Origin of the sequence: Devosia elaeis, from assembly GCF_001650025.1 — a bacterium.
In the GTDB taxonomy this organism is placed as follows: domain Bacteria; phylum Pseudomonadota; class Alphaproteobacteria; order Rhizobiales; family Devosiaceae; genus Devosia; species Devosia elaeis.
In genome coordinates, this window is the sequence record NZ_LVVY01000039.1 from 1 (window position 1) to 374 (window position 374).

General features: G+C 60.2%; 1 pseudogene. It reads right to left on the reverse strand.

Annotation, left to right across the window (positions count from 1 at the left end):
• Positions 1-311 (reverse strand): annotated as a pseudogene (locus A3840_RS01695) (transposase); the annotation flags it as partial.
• Positions 312-374: the final 63 nt, after the last annotated feature.

A 374-nucleotide genomic window follows, 5' to 3' on the forward strand; every position in this document is an offset into this window, starting at 1 on the left:
CACCAGGCAGGCATGAGCCACCGCATCCCGCTTTGCGTCGGGCGTCACCATTTTTTTGATGCGACATCCTTGAGGATGGCATTGTCCAGCATGGCCTCGGCCAGGAGCTTCTTGAGCCGGGTGTTCTCGTCCTCCAGCGTCTTCAGACGCCGTGCGTCCGACACGTCCAGGCCGCCATACTTGGCCTTCCACTTGTAGAAGGTCGCACTGCTGATGCCGTGCTTGCGACACAGGTCCGCCGTCCCCAGCCCGGACTCCTGCTCCTTCAATATCGCGATGATCTGTTCTTCGTTGAACCTGCTGCGCTTCATGCGTCCGCCCTCTGTTGCGGCGGACTCTACCAAAATCTGGAGGAGATCCAGGGGCTCAGGTCA